This window comes from Bradyrhizobium sp. TM239 (assembly GCF_036247985.1).
Classification (GTDB): Bacteria; Pseudomonadota; Alphaproteobacteria; order Rhizobiales; family Xanthobacteraceae; genus Bradyrhizobium; species Bradyrhizobium ottawaense.
In genome coordinates this window covers 63,922-81,882 of sequence record NZ_BTIR01000025.1, presented here as the reverse complement: position 1 = coordinate 81,882, position 17,961 = coordinate 63,922, and the positions used below count along the sequence as shown (strand labels likewise).

20 protein-coding genes are annotated in these 17,961 nt (G+C 64.2%); 4 read left to right on the top strand and 16 right to left on the bottom strand.

Annotated features, from left to right (window positions below; translation table 11 throughout):
• Positions 1–65: 65 nt before the first annotated feature.
• Together AABA84_RS32335 and AABA84_RS32330 are read right to left on the bottom strand one after the other, a co-directional pair.
• The gene (locus AABA84_RS32335; RefSeq protein ID WP_338314152.1) at positions 66–1,718 is read right to left on the bottom strand and encodes a hypothetical protein; all 1,653 of its coding nucleotides are present in this window, start codon (positions 1,716–1,718) and stop codon (positions 66–68) included.
• 16 nt (positions 1,719–1,734) lie between these two features.
• On the bottom strand, positions 1,735–2,115 hold the full coding sequence (locus AABA84_RS32330) for a hypothetical protein (RefSeq protein ID WP_338314151.1): 381 nt from the start codon (positions 2,113–2,115) through the stop codon (positions 1,735–1,737).
• A gap of 160 nt (positions 2,116–2,275) precedes the next feature.
• Here AABA84_RS32330 and AABA84_RS32325 point away from each other — a divergent pair, with 160 nt between their 5' ends.
• Entirely contained in the window at positions 2,276–3,043 is a 768-nt protein-coding gene (locus AABA84_RS32325) for a hypothetical protein (protein WP_212252559.1), read from the top strand.
• Positions 3,044–3,075: 32 nt separating this feature from the next.
• Here the strand turns inward: AABA84_RS32325 and AABA84_RS32320 are convergent, their stop codons facing one another.
• The 4 genes from AABA84_RS32320 to AABA84_RS32305 form a co-directional block, all read right to left on the bottom strand.
• Positions 3,076–3,414, bottom strand: a complete 339-nt coding sequence (locus tag AABA84_RS32320; RefSeq protein ID WP_212252557.1) for a hypothetical protein — start codon at positions 3,412–3,414, stop codon at positions 3,076–3,078.
• Between the two features lie 107 nt (positions 3,415–3,521).
• Entirely contained in the window at positions 3,522–3,860 is a 339-nt protein-coding gene (locus AABA84_RS32315; RefSeq protein WP_212252555.1) for an EscF/YscF/HrpA family type III secretion system needle major subunit, read from the bottom strand.
• 72 nt (positions 3,861–3,932) lie between these two features.
• The gene (locus AABA84_RS32310; RefSeq protein WP_212252553.1) at positions 3,933–4,139 is read right to left on the bottom strand and encodes an EscE/YscE/SsaE family type III secretion system needle protein co-chaperone; all 207 of its coding nucleotides are present in this window, start codon (positions 4,137–4,139) and stop codon (positions 3,933–3,935) included.
• Positions 4,140–4,170: 31 nt separating this feature from the next.
• The gene (locus tag AABA84_RS32305; protein WP_338307363.1) at positions 4,171–4,977 is read right to left on the bottom strand and encodes a Crp/Fnr family transcriptional regulator; all 807 of its coding nucleotides are present in this window, start codon (positions 4,975–4,977) and stop codon (positions 4,171–4,173) included.
• 405 nt (positions 4,978–5,382) lie between these two features.
• Here AABA84_RS32305 and AABA84_RS32300 point away from each other — a divergent pair, with 405 nt between their 5' ends.
• The 3 genes from AABA84_RS32300 to AABA84_RS32290 all read left to right on the top strand — a co-directional run bounded on the left by AABA84_RS32300 (position 5,383) and on the right by AABA84_RS32290 (position 9,765).
• Positions 5,383–7,410, top strand: a complete 2,028-nt coding sequence (locus AABA84_RS32300; RefSeq protein WP_338314150.1) for a hypothetical protein — start codon at positions 5,383–5,385, stop codon at positions 7,408–7,410.
• A 123-nt stretch (positions 7,411–7,533) separates the two neighbouring features.
• On the top strand, positions 7,534–8,538 hold the full coding sequence (locus tag AABA84_RS32295; RefSeq protein WP_338314149.1) for a hypothetical protein: 1,005 nt from the start codon (positions 7,534–7,536) through the stop codon (positions 8,536–8,538).
• A gap of 180 nt (positions 8,539–8,718) precedes the next feature.
• Positions 8,719–9,765: a hypothetical protein gene (locus AABA84_RS32290; protein WP_338314148.1), complete on the top strand. Its 1,047-nt coding sequence runs from the start codon at positions 8,719–8,721 to the stop codon at positions 9,763–9,765.
• 77 nt (positions 9,766–9,842) lie between these two features.
• Here the strand turns inward: AABA84_RS32290 and sctU are convergent, their stop codons facing one another.
• The 10 genes from sctU to AABA84_RS32240 form a co-directional block, all read right to left on the bottom strand.
• Positions 9,843–10,961, bottom strand: coding sequence for a type III secretion system export apparatus subunit SctU (gene sctU / locus AABA84_RS32285; RefSeq protein ID WP_338314147.1), 1,119 nt, complete (start codon positions 10,959–10,961; stop codon positions 9,843–9,845).
• The gene (sctT, locus tag AABA84_RS32280; RefSeq protein ID WP_338314146.1) at positions 10,958–11,809 is read right to left on the bottom strand and encodes a type III secretion system export apparatus subunit SctT; all 852 of its coding nucleotides are present in this window, start codon (positions 11,807–11,809) and stop codon (positions 10,958–10,960) included. Before sctT ends, sctU begins: the two co-directional genes overlap by 4 nt.
• Positions 11,810–11,817: 8 nt before the next feature.
• Positions 11,818–12,084, bottom strand: coding sequence for a type III secretion system export apparatus subunit SctS (gene sctS, locus AABA84_RS32275; RefSeq protein ID WP_212252539.1), 267 nt, complete (start codon positions 12,082–12,084; stop codon positions 11,818–11,820).
• Positions 12,085–12,118: 34 nt separating this feature from the next.
• Entirely contained in the window at positions 12,119–12,763 is a 645-nt protein-coding gene (gene sctR, locus AABA84_RS32270) for a type III secretion system export apparatus subunit SctR (RefSeq protein WP_212252537.1), read from the bottom strand.
• Between the two features lie 20 nt (positions 12,764–12,783).
• Entirely contained in the window at positions 12,784–13,887 is a 1,104-nt protein-coding gene (locus tag AABA84_RS32265; RefSeq protein WP_338314145.1) for a FliM/FliN family flagellar motor switch protein, read from the bottom strand.
• Positions 13,888–13,923: 36 nt separating this feature from the next.
• On the bottom strand, positions 13,924–14,628 hold the full coding sequence (locus tag AABA84_RS32260) for a hypothetical protein (RefSeq protein ID WP_338314144.1): 705 nt from the start codon (positions 14,626–14,628) through the stop codon (positions 13,924–13,926).
• Entirely contained in the window at positions 14,625–15,101 is a 477-nt protein-coding gene (sctO, locus tag AABA84_RS32255) for a type III secretion system stalk subunit SctO (RefSeq protein WP_338314143.1), read from the bottom strand. Before sctO ends, AABA84_RS32260 begins: the two co-directional genes overlap by 4 nt.
• Entirely contained in the window at positions 15,098–16,423 is a 1,326-nt protein-coding gene (gene sctN, locus AABA84_RS32250; RefSeq protein WP_433960991.1) for a type III secretion system ATPase SctN, read from the bottom strand. Before sctN ends, sctO begins: the two co-directional genes overlap by 4 nt.
• A 71-nt stretch (positions 16,424–16,494) precedes the next feature.
• Complete coding sequence (gene sctL / locus AABA84_RS32245; protein ID WP_338314141.1) at positions 16,495–17,175, bottom strand: type III secretion system stator protein SctL; 681 nt, start codon at positions 17,173–17,175, stop codon at positions 16,495–16,497.
• Entirely contained in the window at positions 17,154–17,852 is a 699-nt protein-coding gene (locus tag AABA84_RS32240; RefSeq protein ID WP_338314140.1) for a hypothetical protein, read from the bottom strand. The genes sctL and AABA84_RS32240 overlap by 22 nt, the downstream gene beginning before the upstream one ends.
• Positions 17,853–17,961 lie beyond the last annotated feature (109 nt).

The window sequence follows — 17,961 nt, the reverse complement described above, 5'->3', positions numbered from 1 at the left end:
TGGCTGCAACATGAAGGAGGGGGCGCCGACGGGAGCTCTCGCGCCCGGCGCTCCTCCGCGATGCGCTAACTGATGTTCCTGCCGATGCTCGCGAGAATGTCGCCCGCCTTCGACAACGCGTTGGTGGCCGATTGGAAATGCGTGGTGCGCTCCTTCTCCAGCGTGTTGATGTCGTTGAACTTGAGCTGGTTCTCCTGGCTGATCTGCTGCACCGTGTTGCTCAGCGTCGCCGACCATTGGTCCCAGGTCGACTTCTGGAAATAGTTCAGCGTCTTGCCCTCATTGTCGTAGAAATCGAAGCCGGTGGGCCGCTTGACGCCGAGCAGATCCTCGATCGGGCTGGCGATGCCGTTGAGGTCCTTTTCGAACATGCTGATGGCCTTGAGCTGCGCATCGCTCAGGGCCGGCGGAGTGAACTTGTTGTCCTCCTTGGGGTCGACCACGACTGGATTCTGCAACGTGTCGATCGCCGTTTGCGTAATGATCTCGTTACCCTTATCGTCCGTTTCGCCCGGCTCTTTGCCCGAATTGTTGCCGACTCCGCCGCTTGCGTCGTAGCCGAGCAGTCCGCGCTTCTCGTCGTTCTTCGATGCATCGAACGTCGCGATGGTCTGGTTGATGAGCTCCTGGATCACGTTGTAGGTCTTCAGAAGCTGGTTGATCTGGTTGATCTCCTCGGTGTCGCCTGCGTTGATGGCCTGGTCCTTGAGGTTGGCGCTGAGCTGGAACGCGGCCAGCAGGTTCGGCGCGTCCAGATGTTTCGTGAGCCCGACCAGCGTGCCGGTATTGGCGATCTGCATCGCGGCATTGTCCGCCGCCAGGATCTGCTTTTCGGCGTTCATGAAGGCCGTGAGGCCGTTCTGGATATCGACGTTGTTGTTGTCTGCATCGAGATTGAGCCCGGTGACGTTCCTGAACTGATTGGGATCGTTGGGATCGGGTAGGAGCGGGCCGGCGGCTTTCGCTTTTGCGAACACGGCGACGCGATGGAAGCGGTCATTGATGGCGCTGATTGCGCTATTGATGTCGGTGAGGGAATAGACCTTGGTAGCGTCAATGCGCTTCTGGACGTTGGTGATCTCGTCCTTGAACACCTGCTTGTCTTCGTTGGACACGGACGTGTCCTTGTCGATCGCGTCGAGCAACTTGTTGATTGCATCGGTTGCCTGACCAACATCCTCGGTCATCCCGAGCCGCGCCAGCGTCTTGGCGGCGGCCCCGGTCTTGGCCAGATCATCGTTCGCGACCGACGAGATGAGCGTCTGGTCGGAAATTGCCATGGTAGCGAAATCCGCCTTCTGCAGGGACTCCAGGATGTAGACCTTGGTCTGGTCGCCCGAGAGCATGACGTGGATCGCATCGTTCCCGGATCCGATGGTCAGGATGCCGGAGGAGGCCTCGCCCTTGTGGAGGTTGATGTACTCCGCCTGATACGCGCTATGCCAGCTCGCGAAGATATTGGCAGTGAGCGCGGAGGGCGGATCGTCGAAATGGGCAGGCTTGCCGGCCTTTGCGATCAGGCTGTCCGGCGAATTCGGATCGGCGCTGAGAACCGGAAACACGGCCTGGGCGCCGGCATTGTTGATCGAGGGATCGAGCCCGGCGGCGCCGCCCAGCAGATTGTCATAGGGCGTGTTCTGCGGCGGCGGCAGCTGGTCGCCGCGGGTTGGTTGGATGACCGGCGAGTTGCCGAACGCGCCGCTCCAGAAATCGCTCATGCCATGTTCCTCGGAATCAAAGATGGATGCGGGCGCGCGGGACGAAGCCCGCGTGGTCCTGTTCGCCTAGGCCGTGCGGCCGACTATTCCTGCGCAGGGCTGCGCGGCCGTGCTCGCGCGCCTTGTGGACGAGGCGGGTGAGTTGTGATGGGTCGCCGGTCGCCGCCGACAGCAATTCGCCGACCCGGATCAGAAGCTGGTCCATCAGCGCGTCGACCTCGGTCATGTCGCCGCAATGGGGCATCGCCATGATGATCCGCCTGGCCTCGCCGTCGGATGCGATCAGTGGCGCGGCGCAGATGCGCTCGAGCTGCGCGCGAAGCTCACCGAGCACGCGCTCCCATTCCCGCGTTTCGCGAGAGGGCGGTTGGCCAATGACGAATTTCTCGATATCCAAAACGGCATCCGTCGATTTGCGCGTGCCGACGCCGGCGTCTGCTCCCTCATCGCGAGAGGTCGCATTGAGGGGTTGAAGATCAGCATCGTCAGCCCGGAGCTAGCGGGTAGCATGCCGCTCTGCGCCCGAGTGTCATATAGATGACAACCCGGATTGAATGATGATGGCTTGTCTGTCGGGCGCGCCCGCAGGGCGGGATGGGAAGCATCGCGGGAATGTCTTTCGCAAATCGGTCGGCGTAGCCAAGTCGGGGCCGCGCCGAAGGATCGTGGAGCTGTCGTTGGAAAACCGGGATATCGAGATCGTGCTGGATCTTCTCGCGCCGCGCGCAGCCGGCGCGGGCTTCGCAGCGCCCGCGACCGCCGGAGCGATCGACCTGACACGGCCGGATATCGTCCTGCGTCGGGCGCGAGGTGCGTTTGAGGCACGTCGGTGGAGCGGCGATCCGGTCGCCTCGGCGGTGCTGGCCCTGATCCGGGGTGATTGGAGCGATGACGCCATCGCGGCCTTGCACGAGACGATCGTCGCGCGTCAGGCAGACATCGGATGCGGCGAGCCGTCGTTGCTGCTGCACGATTGCGCGGCCGAAGCCTTTGCCGCCGAAGAGATCGGCCGTGCTGCGGTGCTGCTCGCGACGCTTCTTCATCTTGAGGTCGAAGAGGCGGAGACGCTCTCGGCGCTGGCGCTGTGTGCCGCTCGCCTCGGCCACTTCGACGAAGCGCTGCTGCTGGCCAATGAATGCTTGAAACTGCCGCAAAAGCATCCGCGCGCCTACTGTATTGCGGGCTTTTGCGAGCTCGAGCGCGGCAATCGCAAGGCCGCGCAGTCGCTGCTGGCGGTCGGCGCCCGGATCGCACGCGGCCGCCCGGACTTTGCCGAGATGCTGCGTGCCGCCCAGCGTGTGCTCCTGATTTTGCACTTCGCCTGAGACCGGTGGCGCCAGCCCCAAAATTCAACGGTCTACTTCACGATCAACGGTGCCGGACGAGGTTGCGTCGGAATGAGCGGAACCGGCGGACGGACGCGGAAATCCCGATAGGTCACCGGCTCGAGCGGCAACGGGCATCCGAGCTGGCGCATCTGGTCGATGATCCGCAGGCGAACGGCGTCGGCGCCGCCGAGATGGGAGCGCGGGCCGCCTACGTAGAAATGCGCAACCTGATGCGCACGGCGGTCGAAATTCGCGAGATCGTTGTGCAGCGTGTAACAGATGAGCACGAGCTGCGCATTGGCCGGCGCCGCCGCGAGGACAGATCCAGCGACGAGAATGGCCAATGCGAAGAGGCGTTGCGAGGACATGATCGATCCTTGTCGCGGAGGGCGGCGATCCGCAATCGGCGTCGCGAGTGCATTCGGGCCAGCCACGAATACACTCGCTTGAACGCCCGGATCGGCGATCCCGCCGATTACTCGATGTTGCGGGCGCAGCTCCGCAGCACGTCGGAGACCGCCTTGAGCGTGTTGGTGCGCAGGTTCGCGATGGTCGACCACGTGTTCATGGCCATCTGCATCGAGAACGCCTTCTCGGTGTCGGACAGGTTGGCGTTCTGCTGGATGTTGCGGATGTCGTCTTCGATCTTGCTCATCTGGGTCTGCAGATGCTGTTGGTTCCAGACCAGATCGAAGCCATCCCGGTTGAGATAGCTGTACTTGAAGCCGCCCTGGGTGATGGTCGAGTTGTGATCCGAGCCTGTGTCGAGCGTCGGCGCAAAGTCCGATGATCCCGCGTTGGTTGAGCCGGCCATAGTCAGTTCTCCTGTGTTGCTCGCCGGGGTGCTCCCGGCGAGGTTGCCTGCAGCATTGCTCGCGAGCGAGGCTCATCGAGCGGGGTGAGCTCCCGTGACGACGTCGCGCGCTGCGGCAACGGCGTTGCCGATTGTCGTGGCGCGCGCGTAATCGACGGGAGAAGGGCCTGAACGTTGAAATGCCGCGATCCGGGCGGCGATTTGGTCGAGCCGTGCGAGCGTCGCATCGATGACGGCGATGCGGTCGCTACCGTACAGCCGCTCTTCGAGCTCGGTCATTGCGAGGCCGGAGATCCCGTTTGGTCCGATGTCAGCCATCACAGTCCTGCTCCATGGCGACGGTCTCCAGCGCCCTGCGATCGACGATCAAAATCGCGCGATCCTTCGAGACGACCCATCCCGCGCGTTCCCACGCCTTCAAGGTCCGGTTGACGCTCCCGCGTGCACCTCGCGCCATCAGGCCGATGTCGGCCTGGGTGACCATCGGTCCGATGCGCGGCACCGCGTGGCCGTCGTGATCCTCCTTGGAGCCGAGGCCGTCGGCCAGCCTGAGCAGCGCCTGGGCAACGCGCCCGTGCAGCGTCTTCAAGCTCATGAGCCGGGTGAGATCGACGTAGGACCGATAACGACGCGCGATCAGATGCGCGATGCAATCCTGGAGCGGAGGAAAGCGTCTGCAAAGCTCGTTGAATTTCACGGTGGAGAGGCTGCCTACGATGGTCGCCCCGATTCCGGTCGCCATGTCGCAATGCACGCCGCCGTCGAACACGCCCAGCTCGCCGAAACTCGCGCCGACCGGCAGGATCGCGTAAAGGATCGCGGAGCCGTCATCGAGCACGTATGAGAGGCGAACGTGTCCCGATATCACGAAATAGAGGTGCTGCGCCGGCTCTTCCTGAAGATAGATGACCTCGTTGTTGCCGTAGAGCCGGCGCGTCGACGCCGAGATCAGCGCATCCCAGGCGTCGTTGCCGACGGGTGCGAAGTCGGAGGAGGACTTGAGCGCACGAAACCCCACGGCGCCGGTCACGCCGGTGGTGCGCGTGACCGCGGCGGCGACATCTGTCTCGAAAGTCGAAACGGCGCGATGATGCGCGCTCGTCGATTCCGAGTTCAAGACGGCTCGATCATGTAAGGACACGCCAGTTTCCCGCACGATGAATATCCGAAATCGTTCTGGTGCTGACAGATCCGGTGTCCGGCAGCATCGCAATCATGGGATCCGTCGAAGCGTCGCACGGAGGTGATCTGTCGTTAGTGAACAGCATCACGTATCGACGCGATCGACGGTCAAATTCGGCTTGCAGCAGAGGCCGGCCTCACGAAGTTGATGGTGAGTGCGCTCCTGTCGAAGTGGCGGTCGCAATTGTCCAAGCAAACAGGGAGCGCGTTTCATACTAAGAGAAATATCGGCAAACGCGCGCCGATCAATCCTTCGATCGGAGGATGTGGCGGGATCGCCGTGGAGCAAAACGGACGATCCGGAATCGTAGCGGCTTACAAGCGGATCGGATTGCTGGCGATGGATGAATCGAAATTGTTCGACCGTGTCATCCTGAAGATCCTCAACGGGGTCCAGGTCGGCGCCGAGGTTTCACTCGTTCCCGGGGAATATTCGATAGGTTCCGGAAACGACGATGACATTCAATTGATCGACGTCAGCCTGCAGGGCGGGCAGGCGAGGCTGCGCATCACGCCGGGCAAGATCGAGATTGCGGGCGGCTCGGGCGGCGTGACGGTCGGCGGAACAACCGATATCGCCGCGGGCTCGGAGTGGCACGACGTCGAGCCGCTGGACATCATCACCGTCGGCATGATGCGCCTCGTTCTGGCGCCGCCAAATGCCAACTGGACCACCCTGATTGAGCAGAACGAACCGAAGAGCGAGGTCCGGAAGAGGGGACTGTCGGCGTTCGCGATGGCACTGCCATCCGCATTGAAGCTGAACGGCCGAACCGCACGATTGGCGATGCCGATTGCGGCGCTGCTCGGAATCATCGGGGTCGGCGTCAGCTATTTCGCCGTCGGCGGCAGGGAGCACCCGGTGCCCAGGGTCGAGCAAGGTGACACCGAGCGGGTGGCGCGTGCAGCGCTGGATCAGTTCCCTTTCGGCAGGCCGGTCGCGTTGAAACGAGAGGTCGATGGCACCGTGTTCGCGACCGGCTTCGTCAAGGACGGCTTCGAACGCCGCGCTCTGGTGGCCGCGGTCGAGAAGACCGGCGCGCAGGTCTATTTCCGCCTTGGCGTGCTGGAGGCGCTGAGGAGCGAGATCGAGGGGCTGATCAAGTCCGAAAAGATGCAGGTTAGCTACACGCTGTCCCCAAACGGCGAACTCGCGCTGGACGGCGTGGTCCTCAACGAGGAGGCCGCGCGGCAGTTCGTGGAGAAGTTGAGGGCGTCGATCGCGGGCTTGAGCACCGTCGAATCCAGGATCCGGACCGGCCGGACGCTGCTCGATGAAGTTCAGAAGATCGCGCGCACGGCGCAGATCGAGCAGTTCGTGCTGCTGCGGCTCGATGGCGAACTGATCGAGGCGAGCGGCATTCTCCCGATCGAGAAGATCGATTCCTGGGTCGGGTTTCTGACGTCCTATTCGCGCCGGTTGAGCAAGGAGATTCCGCTGCGGTCGTTCGTCCAGCTGCAGAAGCCGGACGGAACCTTGGTGGGAGCGGCGACGCTGCCGGTCACGCTCGGGGCGCAGGCGAACGGTGACCGCGCGCTCGACCGCGACAAGCTGCTGCAGGGGCAATACCGGATCGACGATTTGTTCGCCGGCTCCTCGCCGCAGCTGGCCGCGACGGATACCAAACCGACGGGATCGGTGAAAGCGGCGGCGGGCGGCCTCATGGCTCCCCGCGTCAGCGCCGATCCATTGCGGCTCGCCGAGCGTGCCAACGAGTTGCTGGCGGGCTGGCGAAAAGGCGGCGACGATGCGCTGGCGAAGGACTTCGAGTTCCTGCTGCAGCAGCGGCTGGCAATCGCACGGCGGGGCAACGGCGACGAGCAGACCGACCGCGACAAGGCCGTGGAGAGATACATGCCGTTGCTCGTGACGGCCAATCTTCAGGGGATCGCCAACGCCTGCCGCGTCGGCTCGCGGCTCACGACCGAGAACCTGCCGACCGCCATCTTCTGGCTCGATCTGCTCAGCATCTCGAACTCCTACTCGCTGACGGAGTTTGCGCAGGAGGACCAGGCGTTCATCCTGGAGGCTGCACTTGACCCGAGGCTGGCGACCGAATGCCTTGCGCGCATTCCGGGCGACACTGCGGTGATCTCGCTCTATTTGAACGAGGCGCCGCGCAATCCGGACTTCATTCGGTTTCTGCTGCGGGATTATCGGCCCTATGCGCTGGACGTTTCCGGCGCGAGCGTGGTTGGAGGCCGTTACGTGCAGACCCGCAGCGGTGAGCGGATGCGCGAGGGCGGAGCGCCCGACGGCGCCAGCCGTCTCGCGCTCGTGGGCGAGCTCGGCTCCGTGATCCAACAGAAGGGTGGCTACGCGACCGTCATCTATGCCCAGCAGTTGAACTGGCTGAACCAGAAATAGGCTGTCATCTACCGCACTCCACCCGGCGCCACGATGCGTTAGCCAGATCTGACCGGAGGTGCCGCTGCGGCGACCTCGATCGCGGCGCCAGCATGGACGCCGCGGATATCTGGAGAGCGTCTCATGACCGTGTCAGCAAGCGCAGGCCAGCCCCTGGCGTCCGTTCCCCAATCGCCGGCGGAGATTGGCCGCGTGGACGACACGGTTCGCAAAGAGAGCGTCGCGCCTGGAAACCTGAACCAGGAGGTGACGCAGAGCGTCCTTCTCGGCCAGCACGGAGCCTACGCGGCGCCTGTGCAGGATGGCGCGCCGGTTCATCCGGGGGCGACCATTCCGGCCTGGCGTCTCGGCGAAGGCGACGCACCGGGCGTGCTGCATGATCCCCCGGCGGGCGCGGCGGAGATCCCCGCAGCCTGGACGGCGCGCGTGCCTCACGCGGATCAGCGGGCTGGTCACGTGACCACGGAGGAGTTGCCGCTTCTGGGAAAAACCGGTGTGATCGACGCGCACGACGCGTCCGAGTTCGTCCGTGAGCAGATCGTGGGCTATGGCGGGATCCAGATTGCCGACAGACTTGCGGACCGGCGGCTGGACTATCAGCATGTCGATGACATGTTCCGCGGCATGACGAAGCTGATACCTGTCCTGGTGAAGGCAGAGGTGAAAGTGCTGTGGACCGATGCTCTGTCGTCGGACCAGCCGCTATTGAGCCGGATCGTGGCACGGGAGGGCGGTCCCAGCGAACAGGACTTGAATATGTTGCTGAAGAAGGTCGCGAGCGATCACAAGAACGTGCCAGACTTGTCGACCAGGCTGAAATCCGAAGTTCGATTCCTGCGGGCCGCTCACCAGGAAGGGATCGAGATACGGGTGCTGAAGAAGGGCGAGCAACCGGTCCGTGCGCCGGAGGACGAAGGGACGTTTGTGGTTCTCGGTGGTAACACGAACCGCGACAGACCTTTTCTCGACGTCGATGTCACCGGCACGCAGCATTTGGCGCCGGGACAGATCAGGGCATTCGACGACAAGACGAGCGTCATTGACGTTGGGCCGCGTCGGCCGCCTCAGGCACCGGCGCCGCGGACGTCCCCAGCGCCGGCTGCACCGAAGCCCTGGGATGACATCTGACGCAAACTTGCGCAGGTGAACCTCGGCCGATGCGCTGAAGCGTCCCGCCGTGACCTTCGGCACATCACTCGGGGGCTGCACGCGCTATCGGTCAACACGATGCAATGCCCGGGCGTTCCGATGCCGCCCCTAGCGGCCATGCGTTTGATGGAAACAAGTGACGGGACTGGAGCAGATCCGATGATCGAAACAACCCAACCTCCGCATGCCGATGCTGGCAATTCGATACAGAGCGTCCCGGATCATGCAGCGCCGGCCGGGCCGCAAGGCCGCATCTCGTCGGGCATTTCGGCGCACCAACCCGCGACGCCTGCGACCATCGTTGCGGACCTGCATGTTGGCGCGATCGGCTCGCCTGCCGCTCATCCGAAGGGGCCGCTCGTGCCCGCCTCGGCTTTCGTCAGCCCAGACGGCGTCGCGAGCGGAGCAGGAGCGCCGGCCACGAAGCGGCCATCCACGCTCCTGAAGGCGCTCGAGGACTTCGATCACGCGTTCAAGAGCCCTGCCGATGCGAAGGACCGCGCGGCGAAGCTCACCAGCCTGCTTTACTTCGCCGCTCATCGCGATACCGAAGCCGACAAGGTTGCAACCCGGCAGATCATCGCTAGGGAGATGTTGAGTATCGATCAACGCGGCAAAACCGGTCCACTGCTCGAAGCGATCGAAGCGCTCGATATCGAGCAGGCCAAAGCTGCGGCTTTGCCGCTCGCGCAGGTGATCGGCACCATGCCCGACGGGACCGAGAGAAAGGTTTATGCAGAAGCGCTGACCATAACGCTCAATCGGCTGCTTGCCGACCCGAGGAGCGATCAGGCGATCATCGGAAGAGCCGTTTCGGATCTCGCGCCATATGCGGGTCAGGAGGCGCAGCTGAAAGACGAGATCGCGAACCTGACCAGCGAGAAGCTCGGCGCCGTCCAGCGAGCGTCGGTGCTCAAATTCATCGTGCGCGAGGGAACGCCGCGCACGATGCAATCGGCGATGAACCAACTGCAAAATCACCTGGATCGCGTTCCCGGGATGATCGCGCACTTGGGTAAGCCCGACGAAGCTCTGTTCGTCCTCAGACGAGTTGCAACCGCGATCGATCAAAATCACGGACCGCATCGCGCGGAGCTTGCGAGGGCAGTTCGCGTTGGCTGCATCAAATATGCGGTCACGTTGGACCCCAGTCTTCAGGCTCCCTTCAAGAGACTTGGCGAAAGGCTGGAGAGCGGTTCGAAGTGATGCTCTGTGCTCCACGAGGGCCGTGATCGCCAGTTGTCGCGGGGACAAGTACGGCACCCCCGAATTGCGCCGATCGGCTACGGCTTGGGGCGGTGATCGCCGGCGTCCATGTCGATGACGCCGCGCGCGAGCGGGCCCTTGTAGAGCAGGTGCCGGTTGGACTGAACCCAGACCAGCACCTCGGCGACGGCGTCGAACAGCTCGTCGGGCACGATATCCTCGAGGTCGGTCCTGGCGTACAGCGAGCGTGCCAGCGTGACGTTGCGGAAGACCGGCACGCCCGCAGACTCGGCCTCGGTGCGGATCACGTGAGCCTGGCTGCCGAGCCCTTTTGCCGTCACGACCGGAAGCTTCAGCTTGTCGCCGTCGTAGTGCAGCGCGATCGCCACATGCGTGGGATTGACGACGACGGCGGTCGCGCGGCGGGCCTTCTGGCCGGCGTCGCCCATCACCAGCTCCTGCGCCAATCTGCGACGATGACCCTTGATGTGAGGATCGCCCTCGCTTTCCTTGTATTCGCGCTTGCGTTCCTCCTTCGACATCATGAGGCCCTTGGTGTAGCTGTATTTCTGGTACATGAAGTCGAAACCGGCCACGACGACGAACGCCAGGGCGGAATACAGCAGCAGATCGCGCAGCATCGCGATCGTGATCGAGGTCTGGCAGGTCAACCCGCACGACAGCGAGACGATGTAGGGGCCGATCGCGCTCTTGATGACCAGGTAGAGCAGGGTGGAGAGGCAGCTGATCTTCACCAGCGACTTCAGCACCTCGACCAGTTGCTTCATGGAGAAGATGCGCTTCAGGCCCGAGGCCGGACTGACCTTCTCCAGCTTCGGCATCAGGCTTTCGAGTGCGAAGATCGAGCCGATCTGCAAATAGTTGGCGAAGATGCCGGCGATGAGTGCGGCGCCGAGGATCGGGAGCAGGATCGCCACCGTCTCGTGCGATGTGATCGCGATCGCCGCTGCCGCGGTGTCGCTGAAGCTGCCGGATTGCAGGTACGCGATCTGGTCGAGCAGCCCGACCAGGCGTGCCATCATGTTCGGCCAGTTGAACCAGATCGTGGCGAACACGGCGGCGAGCGAGGCGGTGGTCACGACCTCCTGGCTCTTGGCCACCTGGCCCTTGGCGCGCGCGTCGCGAATTTTCTTTGGGGAAGGCGGCTCGGTCTTTTCACCGGTCGACTGGCTCATTTGCGGCCTCCCGGCGCGGGCTCGGTGGCGGGCCGGCCGATCCGGTCGCCGAGCTTCAGCAGCTCGTACATCTGCCCCACGTTGCGGTCGAAGGAGGCGAACTGGCGCTCGACGAACGGCATCAAGATTGGCGCGTAGAAGACGAGCACCAGAATCGCGAGCACGCTCTTGATCGGCATCGCCAGCACGAAGACTTGCACCTGGGGCGAAAAGCGGCTGACGATCGCGAGGGCGAATTCGGCGAGAAACATCACGGCGAGCACGGGCGCGGCGGTCACGAAGGCCATCCGCATGGCGATGTCGAGCAGGCCGAGCATCATTCCGGGAAACAGATCCGATACGATCGGGATGGCCCTGGTCGCCGGCCATATCGCGTAGGATTTGTAGACGACGCCCAGCACCAGCAGGAATGCGCCGGTGGACAGCACGTAAGTCAAAAAGGCCTGGGACAGGAGAGTCCCAAGCAGTGAGGTTTCTTCCCCTTGCAGCGGGTCGATCGCGGACGCCACGGCCGCGCCGCGCTGGCTGTCGATCAGCCCGCCGGCAGCCTGTATGGCCCAGAACATCCATCCGACGACGTAGCCGGCCAGGAAGCCGACGGCATATTCCTTGGCGAAATAGAGCGCGAGCGCAGCGGCGGAGCGGTCGAAGCTCATGGCATAGTCGAGATTGATGGGAACCGCGATCAGGGCCAGGGACAGGATCGTCGCGGTCCGGGGCATCATGGGAACGGCGGCCGAGTTCAACAGCTGCGAGGCGCTGAGAAAAGCGTAGAGCCGTGGCAGGGACAGCAGCAGCGCCAGGAAATAGTCGGTGTAAACCCGAAGAACCTCGACCACGGCCTGCATCGGGAGCCTCAGGTCATCGCCGGGAAGTTGTTGAAGAGGTTCATGGTGTAGGTGAAGATCTCGCTGCCCAGGAAGCCGGCCATGGCGGCAATGGTGACGGCGACCGCGATCAGCTTGACGGCGAACGAGATCGTCTGTTCCTGCACCTGGGTCAGCGCCTGCAGCAGACCGACGAGGATGCCGACTACGGAGGCGACGAGGATCGGCGGCAACGACAGAACCATTACCAGCATCATCGCCTCGTTCAGTTGGTGCACGGCTTCATTGGGGGACATGGCGATCTCTCCTGGGAGCGGCCGAACAGAGCGGTCAGTGGGAGTAGGTCTTCACCAATCCAAGGATCAGGCGAGACCATCCATCCACCGTAATGAACAGGAACAGCTTGAACGGCAGTGAAATCGTCAGCGGGCTGACCATCATCATGCCGAGCGCCAGCAGGATGTTGGTGACGATCAGATCGATGGCGAGGAAGGGAAGGTAGAGCAGGAATCCGACCTCGAAGGCTTCGCGGAGCTGGCTGACGGTGAAGGCCGGCAGGACGATCACGATGTTGTCCGCCGTCAATCCGTCGGAGAGGTTCTTGGGCCAGAGCTCCCGCGCCGATTCCAGGAAGAAGGCTTTCTCGCGCCCAGAAGCGTGCTTGCCGAGGAAGCGCTCCAGCGGCCCGCGGCCGGTCTCGAAGGCGGTCTTCAGGCCGTCGGCGGTTCCGTAGTTCGGCTTTGCCGCGCTGACGAGGTCGTACGTCTCCATGACGACAGGCGCCATGATGTAGGCCGAGAGGATCATCGCGAGCGCGTTGAGCGCGATGTTCGGCGGCACCTGCTGGACGCCGAGCGCGTTGCGGACCAGAGACAGCACCACCGAAAGCTTGATGAAGCTCGTGGTCACGACGGCGATGAACGGCAGGAGCGCGGCGACCCCGAGGATCAGGATGAGATTGAAGGGATCGGTCATGGTCGCGTGCCGCCGGTGCTTTAGGTCGAAGACGACATGACGCGGGTGATGCGCACGCCGATGCGCTCGTCGATGCGAATCAGATCGCCGATGCCGATCAGCTGGCCGTTCGCGCGGATCGCGACCTCGATGCCGTTATCGAGCGCGGGACGATCGAGCGAGACGACGGCGCCGGGTTGCCACGCCTGCACCTGGGCGAGCGGGATGCTCATGCGGCCGATGTCGAAATCGACGATGACGCCGAGTTCGGCCATCGCCGCAACGGGCGTCTCGGTCGTGGCGACATCCGGTTGCGGATCATCGCCGATCCGGGGCAGGGGATTGTGGTCTTCAGACATGCTGTTCACCCTCTCGAGCAGGGATCGTCGGTAGCGCTCGGTGACTTCGTGGCCGAGGCAAACCCAGGTTTCGCCGGTAAGGCGGAAGGCATGCGCGCGGCCTTGCGCCCGCAGCACGATGAGGTTCGGCGGCAATTGCGGAAGCGCAACCACGTCTCCCGGCCGGAGTGCCGCGAGATCGCGGTACGATAGCCGCAGGCTTCCGAGGGTGTGGCAGGCTTCGGTCGCCAGGCTTTCCGTCAATCCCCTGTTGACTGCCGCAGGCGCAAACGCTCCCGCCGCGACCACGGAGGTGAACGAGGACATCGCCGCGCCGATCGACAGCCTGACGGGCTCGTCTGCGATGCGATCGATGCTGACCGACAACCATTGCAGGCTTTCGCCGATCCGCCGGGATACGTCCTCCAATGCGCCGCGCGCGACGATCTTCGGCCGGCCCATGTGGTTTTCGGGAATCGCATCCCAGATGGTTCCGACCACGCCTTCCTCGATGCAGCTGCGCAGCGCAGGCGGCAGGTCGTGAACGTCACGCATCTCGAGGTCGGCGCCGAACAGCGCCGTGAATGGGAAGGAATCGATGATGGCCGCGAAGAGCGGGCCGCCGTCCGGCTGCAGCAGCAGTGCCGGCGTTACCGGATCGGGCGGATCGATCGCCGAAAATCGAAACGCTGCGGCGGAGGCGCCCTGCGACAGCGGCAGGTCGCGATGCGACAGGATCGCGTTCCACAGCTCGTGGTCCTTGAAGGCGCTCGAAAGCGCAGGCGGCTGCCAGTGAACGATGGTCATGGGCGCAAGGCGGCGATCATTGCGATGGGGGGGCCATCAGAGAAACAGGCTGAGCGGCGGCGGCGGAGCCTCGGGCTCCCGATCTGCCGTCTCAGGACGCTTTTCGATATCGAGAATACGGACGATCTTCTTGGACTGGCGCGTCAACAGCCGTGCCGCGAGAGCTTCGGCGGCACGGATCAGCGCTTCCGAGAGCTCCGGGCCGACGCGTTCGAAGGTGACGTCCAGAGTGGTTGGCGTGAGCGTGATGTACAGGCCCGTCAGACCGAGGCCTTCCTGCGGAAAAGCCAGAGCCAGTTTCAGCGGAACGCCATCCCGGGGCGCCATCTCGGCACGAATCGAGCGGTCGATCGCTTCCGTCACGGCGTTCACGATTGCCTCGGTCGACGATGCGGCGGCGGCGAGGGCGGGGACTGCGTCGGCCGGTGTCGGCAATCCGGTCCAGCGCGGCTGCTCGGCGACGGCCACCACGCGCGGCTCCGGCGTCTGCTGCTCCTGGCCGTTCTGGCCCTCTGAATCGCGCTTCGCCTCGCGGACGGCGGCGCGAAAGCTGCGGAGAAAGCCGGCCTCGCGATCCGTCATTGCGTATGAGCCCGAGGGGTCTTCGTCGAAATCAAGGGATCCACCGTCCGTCAGGTCGGCCTGAGGACCGGTGCGGGCGTCGACGCTGACTTCGTTCGGCGTCAGGAGGCCGTTCCCGGGCAACGCGCCGTTGCCGGATCTGCCGATATTGATCATCATGGCCGCCTGCGTCTCGAGCTGAACATGTCTTCGATCTCGATCTCGTCCCGGTACGTCGCCTCGCTGCGGGCCTGGTCGCGGACGGTGTCGGTGAGCATCGAGTATTTATCGCGCTCCTTCATCGACTGGCGGTGTGCGGCAACGGCGTCCTTGAGTTGCCGCTCGAGGCGGGCGTGGACGTGCACGGCGCGCTCGGAGGCATCCACCAGCTTGGCGTGCTGGTTCTCCAGCTGCCATAGCCGACCCTTGGTCTCTTCGATCTCGTCATGGCCGATGACGCGCCCGATGATGGGTTCGTAAATGGCATCTTCGCGCTCCGGTAACGTCCTCTCGCTGTCGCTGACATGGCTTTGCGCGCGACCGAGCTCGGTGAGCGCGGCGGACACCTCGATGCGCTTGGTGTTCACGGCGCGCAATGCACGGTCTTGCTTCAGCTCCTTGAGCCGCAGCAACAATTTCAGCTGCTCGATCACGACGTGAGCTCCGCGAGCTTGGCGAGGGTCGTCTCCATGTCGTCGAATTCGTCGGTCGCCTGCTGCAGGTACTGGTTGATCGGTTCGTGCTTGTCGATCGCGAGGTCCGACTGCGGGTCCGAGCCCTTCTTGTATTCACCGACCTTCACCAAGAGCTCGATGTCCGCATAGGCGGCGAGCCAGGCATTCACCTTCCGCGCCATGACCGTCTGCCGCTTCGGGACGATGGCATCCATGACGCGGCTCTTGGAGTTGAGGATATCGATCGCCGGATAGTGGCTTGCCGCCGCCAGCTTTCGCGACAGGATGATATGGCCGTCGAGGATCGACCGGGTCTCGTCGGCGACGGGTTCGTTCATGTCATCGCCCTCGACCAGGACGGTGTAGAGCGCGGTGATCGAGCCGGTGTCGTTCATGCCGACGCGCTCCATCAGCTTCGGCAGTGTGGCGAACACCGAAGGCGGAAAGCCGCGCCGGGTCGGCGGCTCACCGGCGGCGAGGCCAATCTCGCGCTGGGCGCGCGCGAAGCGGGTCACGGAGTCCATCAGGAACAGCACGCGCTGGCCCTGATCGCGGAAATATTCGGCGATCGCGGTGGCGACATAGGCGGCCTTGGCGCGCTCCATCGGGCTCTTGTCGGAGGTTGCGACCACGAGCACCGCCTTGGCCATGCCGTCGGGACCGAGGTCGTGCTCGATGAATTCGCGAACCTCGCGTCCGCGCTCGCCGATCAGCGCCAGCACCGTGACGTCGACATGGGCGCCCTTGACCATCATGGAGAGCAGGGTGGATTTGCCGCCACCGGCTGCTGCGAAGATGCCCATCCGCTGGCCCTCGCCGAGCGTCAGCAGGGAATCGATGGCGCGCAGGCCGGTGGTTAGCGGCCGGTCGATCACCCGCCGCTTCATCGGGTCTGGCGAGCCCTTGTGGACGGGATACCAGGCCTCGGGCTCGAAACGCTCGGCTCGGCCGTCGATGAAGTTGCCGAGCCCGTCCAGCACCCGGCCCTTGAGTCCCGGGCCGACGGCGACCGACTGCACGCGGCCGGTGCGACGCACCTCGGTCCGCGGCGAAACGCCATGGGTTTCGCCGATGGGCGACAACAGCGCTTCCTCCTGCAGGAAGCCGACGCATTCGGCGAGCAGGCTGCTGCCGGTCGATCGCGTGTAGAGCTCGACGATCTCTCCGATTTGAACGTCCGGAACCGCGGCGTGGATGATGGTGCCGACGACTTTGCGCACGCGGCCGGTGAGATGAAACGGCTCGAAGCTGACAATCCGCGATTGCAGATCGGTGACGAAGCCGGCCAGCCTGGAGCCTATCCGCGCCGATCGCGCAGCGCGGATCGAGGCGACGTCGAAGGCGGCGGTATCGGTCGAGCCTGCATATTTGTTCACGGCCGGATCTCGTTCGAAGCGTCGCTGTGGTTGCTGAGAGCGTCGAGCACGTCGGCGGCCGCCTTCGCGTGCGCGCTGCGGATGACCGCTTCGAGCTCGGCGAACCGTTCCGCAATGTTGCCGTCGATGCGTCCGACACCGGTTTCGAGGATGATGCGCGATCCCTGCAGCGTCGGGTCCTCGACGAGGTCGACGAGCTGGACTTCCGGGAATTCGTGCAGAATGGCCGCGATACGTTCGCGAAAATGCGCATGGAGATGCGGCGAGACCCGAAGCTCGGCGCTTTTCTCGCGGCGCATCTGCCGCAGCGCAGCCTTCACCAGCGCCTCGGCCCGTGCGAAATCGTCGAACCCGTCGACGAGCTTGCGGACGCACTCGACGACCAGGCGGGACAGATCGCGCTCGATCGCGACCAGTCCCACGTCGAGCGTGCGGCTCTCCTCTATGAGCTGGCCGACCGACCGAATTCGCGCCTCGACGAGACCGTCCTCGTAGCCGCGGCGTGTTTCGCTCTGATACGACAGTTCTGCGCGATAACGCAGTTCCGCTGCCGCGGCTTCCGCATCCGCGATCAGCCGATTGGCCTGCTCGATGGCTGCGAATTCCGAACGCGGCAGGATATGGGCGCCGGCCGCGAGCGCGTAGTCGAATTCCTTCAATCGATAATAGCCGACCACGACTGCTGTCTCCGGCGCACGATCTTCACGATCTGATCACAATGGATTGTCTCGAAACGTCCAACGGCGCTGGTGCGCCCGGCATAGTTGGTTGCCGGCGGCAGGCGGAGCGTAAACGGGCCGGCGAGCGATGGCTCGGTGCTGTCGAGAAACCCGCCGAGCGCGGCCATCCCGAGCTGTTCGATCTGCCCGACGGTACCATGCTCGCCGGTCGGCTGTAGCAACTCGTTGCGCGAGGTCAGGTCGAGCTCGCGTAAGGCCGGATAGAGCACCGGGACTTCCTGGATCGCGAATTCGAAGACGCCGTCGCCGAGTGCATCGCGGATCCGCTCGCGATCGGCTTTCATGACCGTGCCGCGGATCCGCCGCGACAGGATGGCGGCTGCGACCAGCCGAGCCACGTGCGCGACCTCGTCCATCGGCGCCGTCAGGATGACGACCGCAAGGCGGGAGGATGGAGCGCGGAGCAAGCGGCCGAGCATAGCATCGTCGATCGGGACAGCGTCGAAACCGATCTGGCCGGCGATGGCGCGGTTGATCGGCGCGCGAAACGCCGGATGATCGGCCATGGCGCCGATCACCCCGGGATCAAGAGGAGTCAGCGTGCGTTGGTGCGGGTCGATGTAGTCGATCGGACGTCGTAGCAGCGATGCCAGACGCACGGCCAATTCCAGCATTCTGCTGTCCGCGCGCGGATCCGACGTCGGGGGGATGTCGGTGAGCGGAGGCCGCGCCGGGTCGGGGAGCTCCTCGGCTCGCGCTGCCAAGTCCGCTGCCAAGGCCGCT

Coding starts and splice junctions, on each gene's coding strand:
- AABA84_RS32310 (WP_212252553.1), bottom strand. CDS start 4,139: ATGACCGAGCTCGAAGAGCGGCTGTACGGTAGCGACCGCATCGCCGTC.
- sctT (WP_338314146.1), bottom strand. CDS start 11,809: ATGCAGGCCGTGGTCGAGGTTCTTCGGGTTTACACCGACTATTTCCTG.
- sctU (WP_338314147.1), bottom strand. CDS start 10,961: ATGAGCCAGTCGACCGGTGAAAAGACCGAGCCGCCTTCCCCAAAGAAA.
- AABA84_RS32320 (WP_212252557.1), bottom strand. CDS start 3,414: ATGTCCTCGCAACGCCTCTTCGCATTGGCCATTCTCGTCGCTGGATCT.
- AABA84_RS32295 (WP_338314149.1), top strand. CDS start 7,534: ATGACCGTGTCAGCAAGCGCAGGCCAGCCCCTGGCGTCCGTTCCCCAA.
- AABA84_RS32335 (WP_338314152.1), bottom strand. CDS start 1,718: ATGAGCGATTTCTGGAGCGGCGCGTTCGGCAACTCGCCGGTCATCCAA.
- sctS (WP_212252539.1), bottom strand. CDS start 12,084: ATGTCCCCCAATGAAGCCGTGCACCAACTGAACGAGGCGATGATGCTG.
- AABA84_RS32325 (WP_212252559.1), top strand. CDS start 2,276: ATGATGGCTTGTCTGTCGGGCGCGCCCGCAGGGCGGGATGGGAAGCAT.
- AABA84_RS32290 (WP_338314148.1), top strand. CDS start 8,719: ATGATCGAAACAACCCAACCTCCGCATGCCGATGCTGGCAATTCGATA.
- AABA84_RS32315 (WP_212252555.1), bottom strand. CDS start 3,860: ATGGCCGGCTCAACCAACGCGGGATCATCGGACTTTGCGCCGACGCTC.
- sctR (WP_212252537.1), bottom strand. CDS start 12,763: ATGACCGATCCCTTCAATCTCATCCTGATCCTCGGGGTCGCCGCGCTC.
- AABA84_RS32260 (WP_338314144.1), bottom strand. CDS start 14,628: ATGATGATCAATATCGGCAGATCCGGCAACGGCGCGTTGCCCGGGAAC.
- AABA84_RS32300 (WP_338314150.1), top strand. CDS start 5,383: ATGGATGAATCGAAATTGTTCGACCGTGTCATCCTGAAGATCCTCAAC.
- AABA84_RS32265 (WP_338314145.1), bottom strand. CDS start 13,887: ATGACCATCGTTCACTGGCAGCCGCCTGCGCTTTCGAGCGCCTTCAAG.
- AABA84_RS32240 (WP_338314140.1), bottom strand. CDS start 17,852: ATGCTGGAATTGGCCGTGCGTCTGGCATCGCTGCTACGACGTCCGATC.